At 66.0% G+C, this 16,848-nt stretch carries 12 protein-coding genes; 7 read left to right on the forward strand and 5 right to left on the reverse strand.

Features of this window, described 5'->3' with window-relative positions:
- The coding region (locus VGK32_14180; GenBank protein HEY3382919.1) for a hypothetical protein at nucleotides 1-272 on the forward strand (272 nt) is incomplete at its 5' end.
- Between the two features lie 195 nt (nucleotides 273-467).
- Here VGK32_14180 and VGK32_14185 read toward each other — a convergent pair.
- Nucleotides 468-959 carry a hypothetical protein gene (locus VGK32_14185; protein HEY3382920.1) on the reverse strand — a complete coding sequence of 164 codons (492 nt, stop codon included), beginning with the start codon at nucleotides 957-959 and terminating at the stop codon, nucleotides 468-470.
- A gap of 138 nt (nucleotides 960-1,097) precedes the next feature.
- Here VGK32_14185 and VGK32_14190 point away from each other — a divergent pair, with 138 nt between their 5' ends.
- Nucleotides 1,098-2,663, forward strand: a complete 1,566-nt coding sequence (locus tag VGK32_14190) for an ATP-binding protein (protein HEY3382921.1) — start codon at nucleotides 1,098-1,100, stop codon at nucleotides 2,661-2,663.
- 222 nt (nucleotides 2,664-2,885) lie between these two features.
- Nucleotides 2,886-4,235, forward strand: a complete 1,350-nt coding sequence (locus VGK32_14195) for a sigma-54 dependent transcriptional regulator (protein ID HEY3382922.1) — start codon at nucleotides 2,886-2,888, stop codon at nucleotides 4,233-4,235.
- Between the two features lie 32 nt (nucleotides 4,236-4,267).
- On the opposite strand, the gene mprF is transcribed toward VGK32_14195, so the two are convergent.
- Nucleotides 4,268-6,907: a bifunctional lysylphosphatidylglycerol flippase/synthetase MprF gene (gene mprF, locus VGK32_14200; protein HEY3382923.1), complete on the reverse strand. Its 2,640-nt coding sequence runs from the start codon at nucleotides 6,905-6,907 to the stop codon at nucleotides 4,268-4,270.
- A 118-nt stretch (nucleotides 6,908-7,025) separates the two neighbouring features.
- Here mprF and VGK32_14205 point away from each other — a divergent pair, with 118 nt between their 5' ends.
- From VGK32_14205 to VGK32_14215, 3 genes are all read left to right on the forward strand, one after another.
- Nucleotides 7,026-9,509: a bifunctional YncE family protein/alkaline phosphatase family protein gene (locus VGK32_14205; GenBank protein ID HEY3382924.1), complete on the forward strand. Its 2,484-nt coding sequence runs from the start codon at nucleotides 7,026-7,028 to the stop codon at nucleotides 9,507-9,509.
- Nucleotides 9,510-9,590: 81 nt separating this feature from the next.
- Nucleotides 9,591-10,949, forward strand: coding sequence for a pitrilysin family protein (locus tag VGK32_14210; protein ID HEY3382925.1), 1,359 nt, complete (start codon nucleotides 9,591-9,593; stop codon nucleotides 10,947-10,949).
- Nucleotides 10,949-12,430 (forward strand): pitrilysin family protein, encoded by a 1,482-nt coding sequence (locus tag VGK32_14215; GenBank protein HEY3382926.1) that lies wholly within the window; start codon nucleotides 10,949-10,951, stop codon nucleotides 12,428-12,430. Before VGK32_14210 ends, VGK32_14215 begins: the two co-directional genes overlap by 1 nt.
- A gap of 38 nt (nucleotides 12,431-12,468) precedes the next feature.
- On the opposite strand, the gene VGK32_14220 is transcribed toward VGK32_14215, so the two are convergent.
- On the reverse strand, nucleotides 12,469-13,773 hold the full coding sequence (locus tag VGK32_14220) for an aminotransferase class V-fold PLP-dependent enzyme (GenBank protein ID HEY3382927.1): 1,305 nt from the start codon (nucleotides 13,771-13,773) through the stop codon (nucleotides 12,469-12,471).
- Between the two features lie 157 nt (nucleotides 13,774-13,930).
- Between VGK32_14220 and VGK32_14225 the strand changes: the two genes are divergently transcribed.
- The gene (locus VGK32_14225; protein ID HEY3382928.1) at nucleotides 13,931-14,671 is read left to right on the forward strand and encodes an SDR family oxidoreductase; all 741 of its coding nucleotides are present in this window, start codon (nucleotides 13,931-13,933) and stop codon (nucleotides 14,669-14,671) included.
- A gap of 29 nt (nucleotides 14,672-14,700) precedes the next feature.
- Here VGK32_14225 and VGK32_14230 read toward each other — a convergent pair whose 3' ends face one another.
- Together VGK32_14230 and VGK32_14235 are read right to left on the reverse strand one after the other, a co-directional pair.
- The gene (locus VGK32_14230; GenBank protein HEY3382929.1) at nucleotides 14,701-15,903 is read right to left on the reverse strand and encodes a pyridoxal phosphate-dependent aminotransferase; all 1,203 of its coding nucleotides are present in this window, start codon (nucleotides 15,901-15,903) and stop codon (nucleotides 14,701-14,703) included.
- Nucleotides 15,904-15,921: 18 nt separating this feature from the next.
- Complete coding sequence (locus tag VGK32_14235; GenBank protein ID HEY3382930.1) at nucleotides 15,922-16,776, reverse strand: hypothetical protein; 855 nt, start codon at nucleotides 16,774-16,776, stop codon at nucleotides 15,922-15,924.
- Nucleotides 16,777-16,848: the final 72 nt, after the last annotated feature.

The following is a 16,848-nucleotide window of genomic DNA, read 5'->3' on the forward strand; positions in this document are numbered from 1 at the left end:
CTGGTCCCCTCGTGGTGCGGATCATCGTGGACAACCCGACCCACGCGGCCGCCGTGCTCCGCGAGCACAATTACCACGTCGAGGAACGGGAGGTCATCTACACGACAGCGCCCAACGACCCCGGCGCGCTGTTGCGTGTCACGCGATTGATTGCCGAGGCGGGGATCAACATGGAGTATCTCTACGCCACGGCCATCGATGGACAGCCGATGGCGAGCCTGGTGGTGGGAGTGCCGGACGCGGAGCGGGCGGCTGCCGCTGCCGGGCTCTGACGGAGGAGCCAGAGCCCGACGCCGAGAGCCCTCCGTACAAAGCAAAACGGCCCTCGAACCCCCGCTTCCTGCCTCGATCCGCCGACCTCCCCTCTTCCAAGGGGAGGCCGGTGAACCGAATCATCACAGAAAGCCAGTCCGAGGACCGTCAGCGGCCTGAAGCCGTCCGGCGAGGCTCTGCAGCCCCGCGCAAGACTACTTCTTGGCCTCTTCCTTCTTGGGCTCGTCCTTCTTCTCGGTCTTGGCAGGCGCGGCCTTTTCGGCAGCGATCGTGATCTTGGTCGCCGTCATCTTGCCATCGGCCTCGGTGAAGGCAACCTTTACGGTCTTGCCCGTGATGTCGGCGGCCGCCACAACCTTCGTCCCGGCCATGATCTTGGTGTCCGCGGTCACCGCGAAGTTCTCGTCACCCTTCTTCGTCGTCACGGTCACGGTCTTGGTCGCGTCGTCGTACTTGGCAACCTTGCCGCTGGCGCTCAGAGGAGCCTTCTTCGCAACAGCCTTCTCGACCTTCTCGGTCTTCGCGGCAGCCTGCTCGGTCTTGGCCACGGCGGCCTTCTCAGCCTTGACGGTCTTCTCGGCGGCAGCCTTCGGCTTCTCGGTCTGAGGAGTCGTCTGGGCGAGAACGAGCGAGCTGAACGCGACAACAGCGAACGCGGCGGTCAGAACAGTGAAGATACGGCGCATCGGATAGCCTCCAGTGATGGATGTTGACTCAACAGCCGCCGCCCGGTGGACGGTCGGCATTCCCTGCATACACAAAGGACGTACCAGGCTGGCCTCGCGGGACGGAATGGTATAAATTACTCTTACGCAGGGACTTACATGACCGACACCACCGCCAAGGTCGTGACCGTCAACCGGCAATCCCGCCCCACCGTGGCAACCTTGTTGGTGCCGCTGCGGGTTCGCCTGCCGCTGCTCGTGGCGCTGGTCGTCACGGTGGTCGTGGGCGCGTCCGGCTACCTCGAGCTCCGAGTCTTCGAATCGAGCATCAGGAGCGATCTCATCGAAATTGCACGCTCGACTGCGCAGGCGGTGGCCGACGACGTCGAGATTGGCGAGGAACCGACCAGACGCGAGGACCTGGCTGAAAGCCTGCGCGAGTTCACGTATGCGTTCCCGTCGATCCGCGCTATCTCGGTCATCAGCGTCGAGAACAGCGAACCGACGCTCGTCGCCAGCACCTCATCCGCCGAGGGCAGCGAGGCGCTGAGCCTTGCGCGTCAGGTGGCAAAGCGCGACGACGTCGTGCACTCCGAGTTGCGGGCACAGATCCACCTCGTCGGCGTTCCCACCAAGCGAAACGATCGTGTATGGGGCGCCGTCGTCGCCACCTATTCGTTCGCGGCCGTCGAGGAACTCCGCCGGCAAGGGCGCATCGTCGTCGTCTGGTTCGTGCCAGCGGCCATCATCCTCGTGACGTTGGTTCTGGACCTGCTCACGCGCCGGCTGATTCACAAACCGATCGCCGGCATTCGCAAGACGATGCAGCGGGTGAGCGCCGGTGACCTGGGGGCGCGCGCGCCCGTCGCGCGTCCCGACGAAATTGGCGTCGTCGCCGACGGGTTGAACGAGATGCTCGCGCAGATGGAAGGATTCAACGAGGCCTTGCAGGAGCGCGTGCGCGAGGCAACGAGCGAGCTCCGGGCGAAGAACGAGGAACTGGTGGAGAGCTACCAGCGGGTGTTCTCGCTTCGCGAGGCGTTGGCGCGGGCCGACCAACTGGCCGCCGTCGGACACATGGCCGCCAACGTCGCGCACCAGGTGGGGACGCCGCTCAACCTCATCTCCGGCTACGTGCAGATGATTCGCGAGGAGGAGGGCCGCGATTCGCGGGTGACGCGCCGGCTGGAGATCGTGCAGGAGCAGATTGCCAAGGTCACCACGATCGTGCGGACGATGCTCGATCACGCGAGGCGGCCGATCCCGAAGGAATTGACGGACATCGGACAGCTCGCGCGGCGTGTCAGCGCGGTGGCGCGGCCGAAACTGGACGCGCTCGGCGTGAAGCTCGATCTCAGCGTGTCGACCGTGCCGCCGGTGATGGCGGACGCGGTGCAGCTCGAATTGGCGCTGTTGAACCTCGTGACGAACAGCCTCGATGCGATGCCGGCGGGCGGGGTGACGTCGATGACCGTGGCTGCGACCGAACAGGGTGCTGTGCGCATCCAGGTGGCGGACACCGGCACCGGCATCGCCCCGGAGTTGCTGCCGCGCATCTTCGACCCGTGGGTGACAACCAAGGAGGCGGGCCGCGGCACCGGCCTTGGCTTGAGCATCACGCGTGAAGTCGTCGCGGGCCATGGCGGCACGATCAGCGTCAAGAGCGATGTCGGTGTCGGCTCGGTGTTCACGATCGAACTGCCGGCGGCGACATTGGAAGGATGAAGGATGAAGGATGAAGGATGAAGGAGGAAGGAGGAAGGCAGGAAGGAGGAAGGCAGGAGGCAGAAGGCAGAAGGATGAAGGATGAAGGATGAAGGATGAACGGCAGCCGCAGAGGGCGCGGGGACTGGAGCCTCGGTGTCCTCCGTGTCTTTGTGGCTTTGTTCTCGGCGGTCTCTGCGACCTCCGTGTTCAGTATGAGGCGGAGAGGCGAATCAGGCGGCTATGCCAAGAATACTGATTGTCGATGATGACCGTGAGACGTGCCGATTCATGGCCGAGTTGCTCGAGGGGCCGGACCGCGAGATCGACGCGGCGTACGACCCGCAGAGCGCACTGTCCCTGGTGCACGAGCACGTCTTCGACCTCGTGATTTCGGACATCAACCTGAACGCCGAGAAGTCTGGGCTCGACATCCTCCGCGCATTCCGCGAGTCGAACCCGGGCGGCCAGGTGCTGCTCATCAGCGGGTTTGGCACGCTTGAAACGGCCATCGACGCCGTCAGGGCCGGAGCCTTCGATTACATCAGCAAGCCGTTCGACATCAGCGAGGTGAAGGCCACCGTCGAGCGCGCGCTGGCACAGACCGGGCCGCGGAGGGGCGGTGCGGCTCCGACGCGCGACGTGCGGCCGCCTGGACTGCTCGGGCGAACGGCGCCGATGCTCGCCGTCTACAAGCAGATTGCGCATGCCGCCGACGCGGTGGTGCCGGTGCTCATCATCGGCGAGAGCGGCACCGGCAAGGAACTGGTGGCGCGCGCCGTCCACTTCCACGGGCATAGGAACAACCGGCCATTCGTCCCGGTGAACTGCGGCGCGATCACCGAGAGCCTGCTCGAGTCCGAGCTGTTCGGCCACGTCCGCGGGTCGTTCACCGGCGCTGTGAGCGACACCAAGGGTATCTTCGAGCAGGCGAACGGTGGCACGGTGTTCCTCGACGAGATTGGCGAGACGTCACCCGCCCTCCAGGTGAAACTCCTGCGAGTGCTCGAAGAGGGGGAAATTCGACCAGTCGGCGCGAGCCGGCCCACCAAAGTCGACATTCGCATCGTTGCGGCGACCAACGTCGAACTCGAGAAGGAAGTGGCCGACCAGCGCTTCCGGCAGGATCTCTTCTACCGCCTGAGCGTGATCGTCATTCGCGTGCCGCCACTGCGCGAACGCCGGGCGGACATTCCGCTGCTCGTCGGACAGTTCCTGCTGAACGCGTGCAGCCGCGCCGGCCGCCAGGTGGAGTTCACACCGGCCGCGCTCGACGCGCTGGCGGCGTACGGTTGGCCGGGGAATGTGCGGGAACTGGAGAACACCGTGGAGCGGCTGGTGCTCTTCAGCCGCGGCACGATAATCGACGCCGGCGACCTTCCCCCCGCCTTCCACGGCACGCCGCCCGAACTGAGCGACAAACTGTTCAGCGGCCTGCCGCCCCTCGAAGAGATCGAACGGCGCTACCTGCTGCACGTCCTCGAGATGGTCAGCGGGAACCGCACGAAGGCGGCCGAAATCATGGGGATTGACCGAAGGACGCTGTACCGGATGGCGGAGCGGTTTGGGCTGGACTTGAAGGATGAAGCCTGAGAGAAGTGCAAAGTGCACGTAGCACCGAGCACTTATCTCCGTCTCAACACCCGCCCCCACCCTCCCGCAATCAGCGCGCTGACGTAGGTGATGGCGACCGGCCACTCCCAGGGGTTCTGGTAGGCCATGTAACGGGGGACCCACTCGGGGCCGAACTTCTCCTTGTAGAGGCGAAGCCCCTGGAAATTGTACCAGTTCTCGCCGTGCTGGAAGAAGAGGTTGGCGAGACGTTCGCGGGTGTGGGCGCCGCGGAACTCGCCCACGCTCGACAGCGGCGCCATGCCCATGTTGAACCGTTTGTAGCCCCGTTCCTTGCCGTAGAGGAACAGCGACGTAAACATGAAGTCCATCACGCGTGGCGCATCGGTCCGGTAGCGCATCAGGTCGATCGACAACTCCCCGCGGCGCGGGCCGGCCAGGATATTCGCAAACGCGATGATCCGGCCGGTCTGATCCTCGACGACGGCGCACGGAAAGCGCTTGATGTAGTCGGGATCGAAAAAGCCGATCGAGAATTGTCGTTCCTTGACGCCCTTGCTCTCCAGCCAATCGGCCGAGATCTCGGCCAGGACCGGCAACCGGCGCTCGACCTCGAACGGAGGCAGGACCCGAAAGCGCACCTGATCGCGGTCGGCCCGCCGCAGGAACTGTCGGTACTCCTTGCCGGCCCGTCCCTCGAGCGTCACCGTCTCGAGCGCAACGTGAGCCTCCTCCCCCAGCTTGAAGAACGCGTAGCCCCGGTCGTGCAGCGGCGGGATCCAGTTGAGCGATACCTGGTAGAACACGGGACGGCGGTCGAGTTCGCCGGCGAACGCGAAGAGCGCGTCGAGGAATGGTCCGCGGTCGGCGGTGCCACGCACGTCCGGGTCCGAGAAGACGACCAGATACGGGCCGATCGTGCGGTAGAGACAGAAACCGCGCGCGCCGTCCACGAAGACGTCCTTGTCGCCGTTGGCGACCATCAGCGGCGTGCTCTCGGATCCGATCGCCTCGTGCAGGTCGAGGGCGCGATCGATGTCCTGTTCCTTCAACCGCGTGAACCGCACGGGCACGCGCATCAGGACGTACGCCGCGCCCGCGCCCACGGCGAGGATGAGCGAGATCGCCGAACGCAGGAACCGGCTCCGTTCCACGTCGAACCATCGCGGGCTGCGGTACAGGACGACCTGGTGGATCGTCTGTGTCTCGACGCGGTGCGCGAAGATGCCGAAGACGATGAACACCAGCAGCGCGATGAAGGCCACGCCCACATCGCGCGATTCCACCCAGTCACCGCGGCTCGGCCGCGAGAACAACGGGCGCTGCGACGCCACGAGGACGCCAACCAGCCCGAGGATGACCGCCTCCTCCCAGTCCAGCCCCTTGAGAATCGCGGACACCGCGGCCAGCACGAGGAGAATGACGGTGGCGTGGCACGCGGCCGCGTAGCCCCGCGACAGGCCACGCGCCAGCACCAGCAGGAGCACGCCGGTCGCGGCGGCCGCGACGTGCGAAACCTCGACGATGGGCACGGGCACGAGTTCGTCGAGGGCGGTGAACCGCATCCGAATGGCCGGCGACGCGGTGCTCAGCAGGATCAACAGCCCCGCGGCCCCGACGATGCCTGCCATGAGGCGCCGGGCGAGTTCGACGCGTTTGGTGGCGCGGTGGGTAGCCCAACTGAGCAGTAGCAGCGAGGCCATGGCCCACGGCACGATGTAGTAGATCAGGCGGTAGGCCAGCAGCGCTGCCGTGGCCACGCTGCTCGAGGCGGGAAGGTGCGCAATCCAGAACGCATCGCTGCTGCCGAACCCGCCGGGCACGAAACTGACGAGGCCAATGGCCTGGCCGAGAAAGAACGACCGAATCGACTCGATAACCGGCTGCTCGGCGCCCGTCGACCGGATGCAGGCCATGTACGCGAGCGAGGCCAGCAACCAGTCCAGCCAGCCGACGAGCGTGAGCTGAAGGGCGCTGATCGCCCCGCCGCTCGGTGTGGCGAACCGCTCAATCCGATCGACGATGGCGCGGGCGATGTGAACGGCGATCAACACGAAGACGAACGCGACCGCGACCAACACGCCGTTCCAGAACGGGTTGCCGGCCTGCGGAACTGCGAGCGACGCGAGCGTCCATCCGGCGAGACCCGCGGTGAAGGCAGTGGCAATCGAGACCACCCCGCCTTCGAGATCGGACGGCTTGTCCACCGCGGGGCGGTAGAGCCAGAACCGAATAGCCGGGCCCGCCAGCGGGCCGAGTGTCAGGAAGTTGCTCCAGGCGAACGACACCGCCCCATATCGCCAACGCTCGGTCCAGCGCGACCGCGTGTGGCTGAACGCAATGACGTCGTACAAACCCATGACGCCGATGTTGAGCAGCGTGGCGAGCGCGGCAACCGCGAGCCACCACGAGTCGAGCTTGTGGAAGGCATCGCGAACCTGGCGTGGGTGGATCTCGCGCAGCGCGCCCCACGTGAAGGCGACCACGAGGATGATGACAATGGCAGGGAGGAGATGTGGGCTGTGTCCGACAAGCCAGAGAACCCCGGTCTTCAGCGCAGTCCCCAGGCCTGTCGGGCTTTCCGAGTCAGGGGCAATCCCGTCGGCCGGCTCGGTCGGCTCGGAGGCCGGCCCGTCGAGTTCGGGAGGGTGGCGTTGGTCCTTCACGTCGTCTGGCATGGGTTCGAGTTCCATACTATACGTCTGTGCCCGGTGGGCGGGAAGACGGAAGGGCGGTAAGCTGGCGGGTCCAGAACATTTGATCCTCCTCTCCCACCGTGATACATCTGTCCTCGCCCCGAGGCGCCCATCGATGAAGAACTCGATTGTCGGTCTGATGACTGCCGCGCTCTTCCTGTCTGGTTATCTGGCTCTCACTCCCGTCGCCCAACGGGCCGCCGATACGGTGCGCCGGCCGGGTCCCGTCGAGGACGGCGCGACACTGCTGCCCAACGGTTGGCGGATCGCACCGGCTGGACGCCACCTCCCGGTGGGCGATTTTCCGATGGCGTTCGTCCCCTCGCCGGACGGCCGGTACCTGATTGTCTCCAACAACGGCTACGCCACGCCTTCGCTTGTGGTGGTGGACAGCCGCACGTTCACGATCAGGAGCACGCTGCCGATCGACTTCGCGTGGCTGGGTCTCGTCTGGCATCCCGACGGCAAGCGACTCTACACCACGGGCCAGGCCATCGTCTCGGAATTCGGGTTCGAGGACGGGACGCTGACGCCGCTCCGGACCTTCGCGCTGCCGCCATCGAAGACGGGCCTTGGCGGCGGCCTCGCGGTGGACGCGCAGGGGCGCCGGTTGTTCGCGACGCGCCCGCTCGAGCAGGCGCTCCTCACGATCGATCTCGATCGGGGGACGGTCGAGAAGACGGTGGACCTCGCGGCCGAAGCCTACGCGTGCCTTCTGGCGCCGGACGGAAGGCGGCTGTTCGTGTCGCTATGGGGCGGTGCGAAGGTGCTCGTGTTCGACGCGTCGACCCTGACGCTTGTGGGCGAGGCAGCGGTCGGCGAACACCCGAACGCGATGGCGCTCTCGCATGACGGCCAGCGGCTGTTCGTCGCCTGCGCCAACACGAATGCCGTCTGGGTGGTGGACGCAGGCTCGCTCGCGGCCACCGAACAGATCGGGGTGGCGCTATACCCGAAGGCGCCGGCGGGCACGACCCCGAACGCCCTGGCGCTGTCGCCGGATGGCCGCACGCTCCTGGTCGCCAACGCCGACAACAACGCGCTGGCGGTTGTCGATGTCTCGAAGGCCGGGCAGAGCCGGGTGAAGGGCTTCATCCCAACCGGCTGGTATCCCACGGCGGTGGGTTTCGACGCGAAGGCATCCCGGTTCTACGTGCTCTCAGGGAAAGGACTGACGTCAAAGGCGAATCCAGGCGGCCCACATCCGACGACCGGGCGCAACGACCAGTACATCGCGGGGCTGCTGATCGGCTCGATTTCAGAGGTGTCCGTGCCGGACGCGAAGACGCTGTCGCAGTTGACCAAGCGCGTCCTCTCGCTCACACCCTACACGGACGTCAAGCGGCTGGCGCCGTCGGGGGCTCCGCTTGGCACGGCGATTCCGACGGTCGTCGGCCGTCCGTCGCCGATCAAGCACGTGTTCTACATCATTCGGGAGAACCGCACGTACGACCAGGTCCTCGGCGACGTGAAAGGCGGAGACGGCGACCCGTCGCTCTGTCTGTTCGGTGCCGACGTGACGCCGAACGTGCACGCCCTCGTTCAGAATTTCGCGCTCTTCGACAACTTCTTCGTCGATGCCGAGGTGAGTTACGACGGCCATGCGTTCTCGACCGCCGCGTACGCGACCGACGTCGTCGAGAAGATCTGGCCGACCAACTACGGCGGCCGGGGCGGCCGGTATCTGAGCGAGGGTGGCGGGCAGATGCGGAACGCCTACGGCAACCTGGCCGCGCCGTCGCAGGGCTATATCTGGGACGCGGCACGCCGGGCGAACCTCACCGTGCGCAGCTACGGCGAGTTCGTGCAGCACGGCACGGACTTCGAGGACAAGGTCTCCCCGCTCAAAGCCACCGTGCCAGGGCTCGAGGGGTTGGTGCACCCCGAGTTCCCGCCGTTCGACATGGACATCACCGATCAGGTGCGCGCCGACATCTGGCTGAAGGAATTCCGTCAGTTCGAGCAGAACGGCAAGCTGCCCCGCCTGTCGATCATCCGACTGCCGCGCGACCACACCGCCGGCACGCGAGCCGGGTCGCACACCCCACGCGCGATGATTGCGGACAACGACCTCGCGCTCGGCCGTATCATCGACGCGATTTCGCACAGCCGTTACTGGAAGAACTCGGCGGTCTTCGTGCTGGAAGACGACGCGCAGAACGGGCCGGATCACGTGGACGCGCACCGGTCCGTCCTCGTCGTCGTGAGCCCGTTCGTCAAGCGCCGCACGATCGATCACACGCTCTACACGACCTGCGGCGTCCTGCGGACCATCGAGTTGATTCTCGGCTTGCCCCCGATGAGCCAGTACGACGCGGCGGCAGCGCCGATCTACCGGGCGTTCACCGGCAAGGCCGATTTGAGGCCGTTCCAGGCCGTGGCGGCGCGGGTGCCTCTCGGGGACAGGAACCAGCGACACGCGCCGGGCGCGGCGGCGTCCGCCCGGATGGACTTCAGCGCCCCCGACCGCGCGCCGGATCTGTTGCTGAACGAGGTGATCTGGCAATCGGTGCGCGGCGCGTCGAGCCTGATGCCGCCACCCCGTCGCGCGGCATGGGTGAAACGGATTGCCGACGACGACGAGAACGACAACCACTGAGCACGCGAAGGCCACGACGGCTCGAGTCCCCAGCGCGCTTCGTGCGCGTCTCGGTGTCTTTGTGGCGAGGGAGGAACCGTTATGAATCGTTTGATACGTGGTGGGTTGTCTGCAGCGGTGATAGCGGGGCTCGCCTTGACGGTGACACTCGGCGCCGCAACGGCACCCAGGGTGCAGTTCACCGACGCGAAGCTCGAGAACGGTCTCCGCGTGATCATCGCGGAGGACCACACGGCGCCGACCTTCTCCATCGCAGTCACCTACAACGTCGGCTCGCGCAACGAACGTCCCGGTCGCACCGGGTTCGCGCACCTCTTCGAGCACATGATGTTCAAGGGGTCCGAGAACGTCGGCAGCGGTGAGCACTTCGTGCTGGTCTACGGCAACGGCGGCGACATGAATGGGTCCACGAACAAGGACCGCACGAACTACTTCGAGCGGCTGCCAGCCAACCAGCTCGACCTCGCGCTGTTTCTCGAGGCGGACCGGATGAAGTCGCTCGACATCACGAAGGACAACCTGCAGAACCAGATCAGCACCGTCCAGGAGGAGCGCCGGCAGAGCGTGGACAACCAGCCGTACGGCAGGACGATGGAGGCGCTCGATGGTCTGATGTACGAGAACGCCAGCTACAGACACTCCGTGATTGGGTCGATGCAGGACCTGACGGCGGCGACGGTCGACGACGTGTCGGCCTTCTTCAGAACGTATTACGCGCCCAACAACGCCGTGCTCGCCATCGTCGGCGACGTCAAGCCCGTCGAGTGCCTCGCGAAGGTCCGGAAGTACTTCGAAGGCATCCCGTCGCAGCCGCCGCCGCCCGAACCGGACATGACCGAGCCGGCGCAAACCAGGGAAAAGCGGTTGACGATCGACGATCCGCTCGTGCGCATGCCGCGGATCGATATCGCGTATCACATCCCGCCGGCCAACACGGCCGACTCCGAGGCGTTGAACGTTCTCGGCACGGTGTTGTCGAGCGGCCGCAGTTCCCGGTTCTTCGAGAACGTGGTGCGGCAGAAGCAACTGGCGACCCAGGCGTTCGCGGGTGCCTTGGAGAGCCGCGGGCCCGGCCAGTTCCGGGCGATCGCGCTGGTGGCGCCGGGCAAGGACGTGGCCGACGTCGAAGCGGCCGTCTATGCCGAGATCGACCGCGTGAAGACCGGGACGATCGAGGATTGGGAGCTCCAGAAGGCGCGGAACTCCGCGCGCCGATCGCTCCTGGGCGGGCTGACCAGCTCGCTGCAGCGGGCGGTCATGCTGTCCCAGTACGCGGTGTACTACAACGATCCGAACATCATCAACACAAAGCTCGGCAAGATTAGTGCGGTGACCGCAGCAGACGTCCAGCGGGTGGCCGGCAAGTACCTGACGCCGGAGAATCGGACCGTGGTCATCACCATGCCGAAGCCGGCGGCTGCGACGAAGGGAGGCGAGTAATGTTCACGCGTACAGTCACCGCACTCGCGCTCGTCGCGCTGTCAGCGGTCGGCACCTCCGCGCAGGTGCCGACGCAAAACGCACCGGCCCAGACGCCGTCCACCAAGGGGGTGGTCCTGAAGGGCAGGGCCCCGGTGTCGAACGACATCCTGAAGGTCACGTTGCCACGCGCACAGCAGGCCGACCTCGTGAACGGGGTGCACCTCATCGTCCTCGAGGATCACCGCGTTCCGCAGATCTCGATACGCCTCGATATCCGGGGCGCGGGCGGCTATTTCGATCCTGCCGACATGCCGGGCGTGGCAACCGTCGTCGCGGCGATGCTGTCGGAAGGAACGAAGACACGCACGTCGCAGCAGATTGCCGAGCAACTCGAGACGCTGGCCGCAAGCGTGAACATCAACAGCGACATGGCGTTCGAGTCGACAGGGGTCACCGCGAGCTGCCTGGTCGACAACCTCGACCAGGTGCTCGATCTCGCTGCCGACATCCTGCTCAACCCGTCCTTCCCCGAGCAGGAGCTGGCGCGGTACAAGCTGCGCACCAAAGCGATGTTGATGCAGCAGCGCGCGAACCCGGGGGCGCTCGCCAACGAGATGTTCTCGCGGTTGGTGTACGGTGGACACCCTGCCGGCCGCACGCTGACGGCCGCGAACGTGGACACGATCACCCGCGACGCGCTCGTTGCCTTTCACGCCGCCCGATATGCACCCGACCACGCAGTCATTGGCGTGGTCGGCGACACGACGTTGAAGGAGATCAAGGCCAAGCTCGACACGAAGCTGGCGGCCTGGACGAAGAAGGGGCTGGCGAAGCCCGATGTCGCCGACCCCGAGGCGATCTCGGCCGGGAAGGTGTCGCTCGTCGACCGAGCCAACTCCGTGCAGACGAACCTCATTGTCGGGACACAGGCGATCCCGAGGACGAGCTCCGACTACGACGTGCTGTCGGTGACCAACGCGATCATCGGCGGGGGACCGACCGGGCGGCTGTTCCTGAACCTGCGCGAGGAGAAGGGCTACACGTACGGGGCATATAGCCGGATGAGCACGCCGCGGTACCGCGGCGACTGGGGGGCCAGCACGCAGGTGCGGACCGATGTCACCGAGCCCGCACTGACCGAGATCCTGAAGGAAGTCGCGCGCCTGCGCGATGAACGGATTCCCGACAAGGAATTCCAGGACAAGAAGCGCTCGCTCGTGGCGAATTTCGCGCTGTCGCTCGAGACGCCATCGGCGATCCTCGGCAACTACGTGACGAGCTGGGCGTACGGGATGCCCGCGGACTACTGGGACAAGTACCCCGAGCGAATCATGGCGATCACGCAGGACCAGATCCAGGCCGCGGCCCGGAAGTATTTCGATTCGACCCGGCTTCAGATCGTCGCCGTCGGCGACGGGAAGAAGATCGGTGAGGGGCTCAAGAAGTTCGGAACCTTGGACATCTACGATACTGACGGGAAACTGGTCGGCGGACGGTAAAAGGTGCAGAGTGCTGGGTGCCACGTGCTACGTGGCACCTATTTCAGGCTCCCCCTCTTCACCACCTCTTCCATCGCCTCCGCGAACGTATCCACCTCCTCCAGCATCGTGTAGACGTTCGGCGTGATCCGCAGGCCCTGGAACTCGGCGTGTACGATCGGCGTCGTGATGATCCGGTATTTCCTGAAGAGATGGCCGTAGAGCTCGCCGGGCTCGATGCCGTCGATTCCAACGTTGGCCAGCGCGCAGGAGTGGGCAGGGTCGAGGTTCGTGTTGATCCGGATCCTCGACAGTTTCTCCAGTCGGCGCGCCCACCGTTCTTTGAGGTAGCGCAACCGCGCGGCCTTCCGTTCGAGGCCGATCCCGTGCTGGAACGCCAGCGCCTCGGCAATCGCGTTGTGGTTGGCCGCCGGGTGCGTCCCGATCTCCTCGAACTTGCGGATGTTGTTCTCGAGCGACAGGCTTGCCGGTGCCAGCGGCCAGAGACTGGCAATCAGATCCCGGCGGACATAGAGGAACCCGGTTCCGACCGGCGCCAGCGTCCACTTGTGCAGGCTGCAGCCGTAGTAGTCGCACTCCAGATCCTGCAGCTTGAAGGGGAAGTGCTGGAAGGCATGGGCACCGTCCACGATCGTCCTGATGCCGCGCGCCCGGGCGATGCGGCAGATGTCGCGCACCGGGAAGATCTGGCCCGTCAGGTTCACGACGTGGCAGACATGAATGATCTTCGTCCTCGGGGAGATCGCCCGTTCGACGCGCGCGGCGATCTCCTCGAGATTCGTGGCGGGCACGGGCAGCGAGATCTTCGTCAGCCTGATCTTGTCGCGCCGCACCCGCTGCTCCCAGGTATCGAGCATGCGCGGGTAGTCCTGATTCGTCGTCAGGACCTCGTCGCCCGGTTGGAGATCGATTCCAAGCTGCGCGATCTCGAGCGCCTCGCTGGCGTTGCGCGTGATCGCCATCTCCTCCGGGTCGCAGCCGAAGTCGGCCGCGAGCATCCGCCGCACGGTTTCGATGCCCGGCTCGAGGATCTGCCACATGTGGTAGACCGGCGCCTGGTTCGAGATGTCGAGATACCGCTTGAACGCCTCGTGCACGACGCGCGGGCTGGGGCAGACGCCGCCGTTGTTCAGGTTGATCAGCGTGCGATCGAGCGTGAACGCCTGCTGGATCTCGCGCCAGTACGTCTCGTCCTGCGCGACGTCCTGGGGCGACCGGTCCGCCACCGCCGCTGCCGCCGAGTGGAGACGGGCCAGCGCATCCTCCCGGAACCCGACGAGGCCGACGGCCGCCGCCGCCCCGCTGCGGGTCATGTGCTGCAGAAACGTGCGACGGCTGGGCATGTGTGCTCCTTCCACCGCTGTCGTTCGAGACACGAAACGCGAGGTTCGCGGAGTGCCGCACGCCGGTGCCCTGCAACCTCTGCGGGTTCGGTGTCGAACGTGTAGAATCACCAGAACGGGCGGAGTATAGCGCAATCAGATGTGGGGGAGCGGTGCCATGGACCTGCGTGATCGCGTTGTCCTCATCACGGGCGCCAGGCGAATCGGTGCGACGGTGGCCTCGGAGTTGGCGAAGCGGGGCGCAGACATCGCCCTCAGCTACAACAGATCGAAGGACGAAGCCGAGGCGACCGCCGAGGCGGTGCGTGCCGCGGGCCGCCGCGCCGTCGTCTGGCAGGCGGATCTGTCCGTGCCGCGCGACTGCGAAGCGCTCGTGGCCGCAACGGTCGCAGACCTCGGCCGTCTCGACGTCCTGGTCAGCATGGCCTCGGTGTACCGGGCCGTGCCGTTCGACCAACTCACCGTCGACACATTGCAGGCAAGCCTCGACGTGGACCTGAAATCGGCCTTCGCCTGCGCGAAGGCGGTCGTGCCTCACATGCGCGCGGCGGGTGGTGGCCGCATCGTCAATTTCGCCGACTGGCTGGTCGTCAGCCAGCGGCCGCGCTACAAGGGCTATCTCGCCTACTACGTCGCCAAGAAAGCGGTCATGGGACTGACCGAGGCGCTCGCGCTGGAACTGGCCGAGGACCAGATCCTCGTCAATGCAATCGCTCCGGGCCCGATTCTCGCCCCGCCGGAACTCGCCGACGACGAACTCGAGGCGGTGGAGAAGGCGACGCCGCTCGGACGATGGGGCGGCGGCGAGGCCATCGCCAAAGCCGTGCTCGCGCTCATCGACAACGATTTCATCACTGGAGAGACGATTCGCGTCGACGGCGGCCGGCACGTGCGCTGACCCGGACGACCCATCACCGTCGGCGCGTGCTATGCGAACAGGCGGTGCAGGGACTCGATCGCGCCCTCGAGTTCGGCGCGGTCGCGGGCGAAGCAGAATCGAAGGTGTCTTTCGCCGCCAGGTCCGAAGTCGGCGCCCGGAATGCAGCCGATGCGGCCCTGCCTGATGAGGTACTCGGTCAACTCCCACGATGCCGAGGCCGACCCGCCACCCTCCTGCGGCGCGGGCGGAAGCGGTTGCGTGGCGCGCGCACGCCAATTCCCGTCGAACTTCAAGAAGGCATAGAAGGCACCTCTCGGCGAACGTCCGGTGAACACACCGTCGAGTCCTCCGATGCCCGCGTAGAACAGGTCGCGCCGCGCCTCCAGCTCGGCGCGGTAGACCTCGACGATGTCCTGCGAGCCCTCGAGTGCGCCAATCCCGCCGTACTGCACCACCGACGACACATTGCTCGCGGTGAAGAACAGCATCTTTCGAATGCGATCGCGCAGCGCCGGATCGCCAACGGCCATGTAGCCGAGTCGAAGACCGGTCATCGCGTACGTCTTGCTGAAGGTGAAGACGGGGATCGTGCGCGGGTACATGCCGGCGATGGAAGCGATGCTGATGTGCTCGCAGCCGAACACGACATCCTCGTACGCCTCGTCGGACACGACCCAGAGGTTGTGCCGCTGCGCCAACTCCGCCACGCCCGCGACATCGGCGCGAGTCAGAACGCCGCCCGTCGGGTTGTGTGGCGAATTCAGGTAGACGACGCGGGTCTTCGACGTGATGCGGGAGGCGAGATCGTCGAGATCGAATCGCCACTCGCGATCCTCGCGAAGCGGGCACCGGACGATGGTGCCACGAGCGCTGAGGATGGTGCCTGCCGTCGGCGGCCACTGCGGATCGGGAATGACGACTTCGTCGCCAGGTTCGAGCAGCGACTGGAACAGGATGTAGAGGGCGTGGATGCCGCCGTTTGTGACCAGCACGTCGTCCGGCCCGCCCACGGGGATGCCGTTCCTCGTACGCAGTTTCTCGGCGAGCAGTTCCTGCAGGCGCGGCACGCCAGCGGTTTGCAGGTAGTGGGACCGGTTGTCGGCGATCGCCTGGCGCATGCCCGCCTTCACGGTTTCGGGCGCATCGAAGCTGACGTCCCCCTGATCCAGGCGGAACGGCCGGTCGACGGCGTACATCATGTCCCTGATGCGGACGATGCCGGAGAACGGAACGGTGTCGAGATAGTGCATGGGTCCTGACCGCGGCGCTCAGCGGGACGCGCCGACACGCTCGGTGATCGCGCTCAGCGTTTCGTGCGTCCGACCGAGCGCGAGGTTGCTGATGTAGAAACGCCGCACGCCGAGACCCATCATGGTCTCGATGGTGCGGACGCAGACATCCTCCGGCGTGGCGCCGGAGTCGAACTCGCGGGTCAGCGCCTCGACCGGTACCGGGATGAACTCCTGCAACTGCGCCAGCGTCCGGGGCTTTGCGCTGCGGTAGTAGAAGACGCCGAACACGCCGGGCATCGCGAGACCGCGGCGGTCGGCCTCTCTCAAGAAGCGATCCACCGGCGCCGGGTCGTGGTGCGACACAACCTGTGTCAGATAGAACTCGCCGGTGAAACGCGGGTCCACGAGGTAATCCACCTGCTTCGAGGCGTGCCGGTACGGGTTCGCCCAGCCGCCGAGGGAGAGATCGGATGTGTGCCCGCGGATCTCCTCCCGCAGTTGCCACGCGTGCTCGACGGAACGAGGGACCCCCACACGCCGGTCGCCGCCGAGCACGACGAGCGATCGGAAGCCGTGCTGACCGGCGCGGTCGGCATAGGCCAGGCAGTATTCGATCGGATGCTTGCTCGTGAGAAACGGCACCACCCGATCGAGCGGGGCATCGTCTCCGAGGTTGACGATGAGGTGGCGGAGGTTGTCCTCCTCGGGCACGCCGACCGCGCTGTCGGTCAGGAAGACAAACGTATTGCGGCGCGTCAGCGCGCGGACCGCGTGATACGTGTCGATCCACGCGTTCATGCCGTCGGCCGACGCGAGTTCGGCCCGCGGGGGCCGCAGTTCGGCAGCGAGAACGAGCGCTCCGGATTGAAGGGTGTCGAGAAACAGGTTCACGGACAGCAGCTTTCTCGTCGAGTGACACGGGCGTCTCGCCGTGTCGAGCACGGCGCGACGAAGTATACAATA

It is taken from the genome of Vicinamibacterales bacterium (genome assembly GCA_036504215.1).
Classification (GTDB): Bacteria; Acidobacteriota; Vicinamibacteria; order Vicinamibacterales; family Fen-181; genus FEN-299.

Excerpts from the sequence above, each read along its gene's own strand:
- VGK32_14185 (HEY3382920.1), bottom strand. The coding sequence starts at position 959 with ATGCGCCGTATCTTCACTGTTCTGACCGCCGCGTTCGCTGTTGTCGCG.
- VGK32_14190 (HEY3382921.1), top strand. The coding sequence starts at position 1,098 with ATGACCGACACCACCGCCAAGGTCGTGACCGTCAACCGGCAATCCCGC.
- VGK32_14195 (HEY3382922.1), top strand. The coding sequence starts at position 2,886 with ATGCCAAGAATACTGATTGTCGATGATGACCGTGAGACGTGCCGATTC.
- mprF (HEY3382923.1), bottom strand. The coding sequence starts at position 6,907 with ATGGAACTCGAACCCATGCCAGACGACGTGAAGGACCAACGCCACCCT.
- VGK32_14205 (HEY3382924.1), top strand. The coding sequence starts at position 7,026 with ATGAAGAACTCGATTGTCGGTCTGATGACTGCCGCGCTCTTCCTGTCT.
- VGK32_14210 (HEY3382925.1), top strand. The coding sequence starts at position 9,591 with ATGAATCGTTTGATACGTGGTGGGTTGTCTGCAGCGGTGATAGCGGGG.
- VGK32_14215 (HEY3382926.1), top strand. The coding sequence starts at position 10,949 with ATGTTCACGCGTACAGTCACCGCACTCGCGCTCGTCGCGCTGTCAGCG.
- VGK32_14220 (HEY3382927.1), bottom strand. The coding sequence starts at position 13,773 with ATGCCCAGCCGTCGCACGTTTCTGCAGCACATGACCCGCAGCGGGGCG.
- VGK32_14225 (HEY3382928.1), top strand. The coding sequence starts at position 13,931 with ATGGACCTGCGTGATCGCGTTGTCCTCATCACGGGCGCCAGGCGAATC.
- VGK32_14230 (HEY3382929.1), bottom strand. The coding sequence starts at position 15,903 with ATGCACTATCTCGACACCGTTCCGTTCTCCGGCATCGTCCGCATCAGG.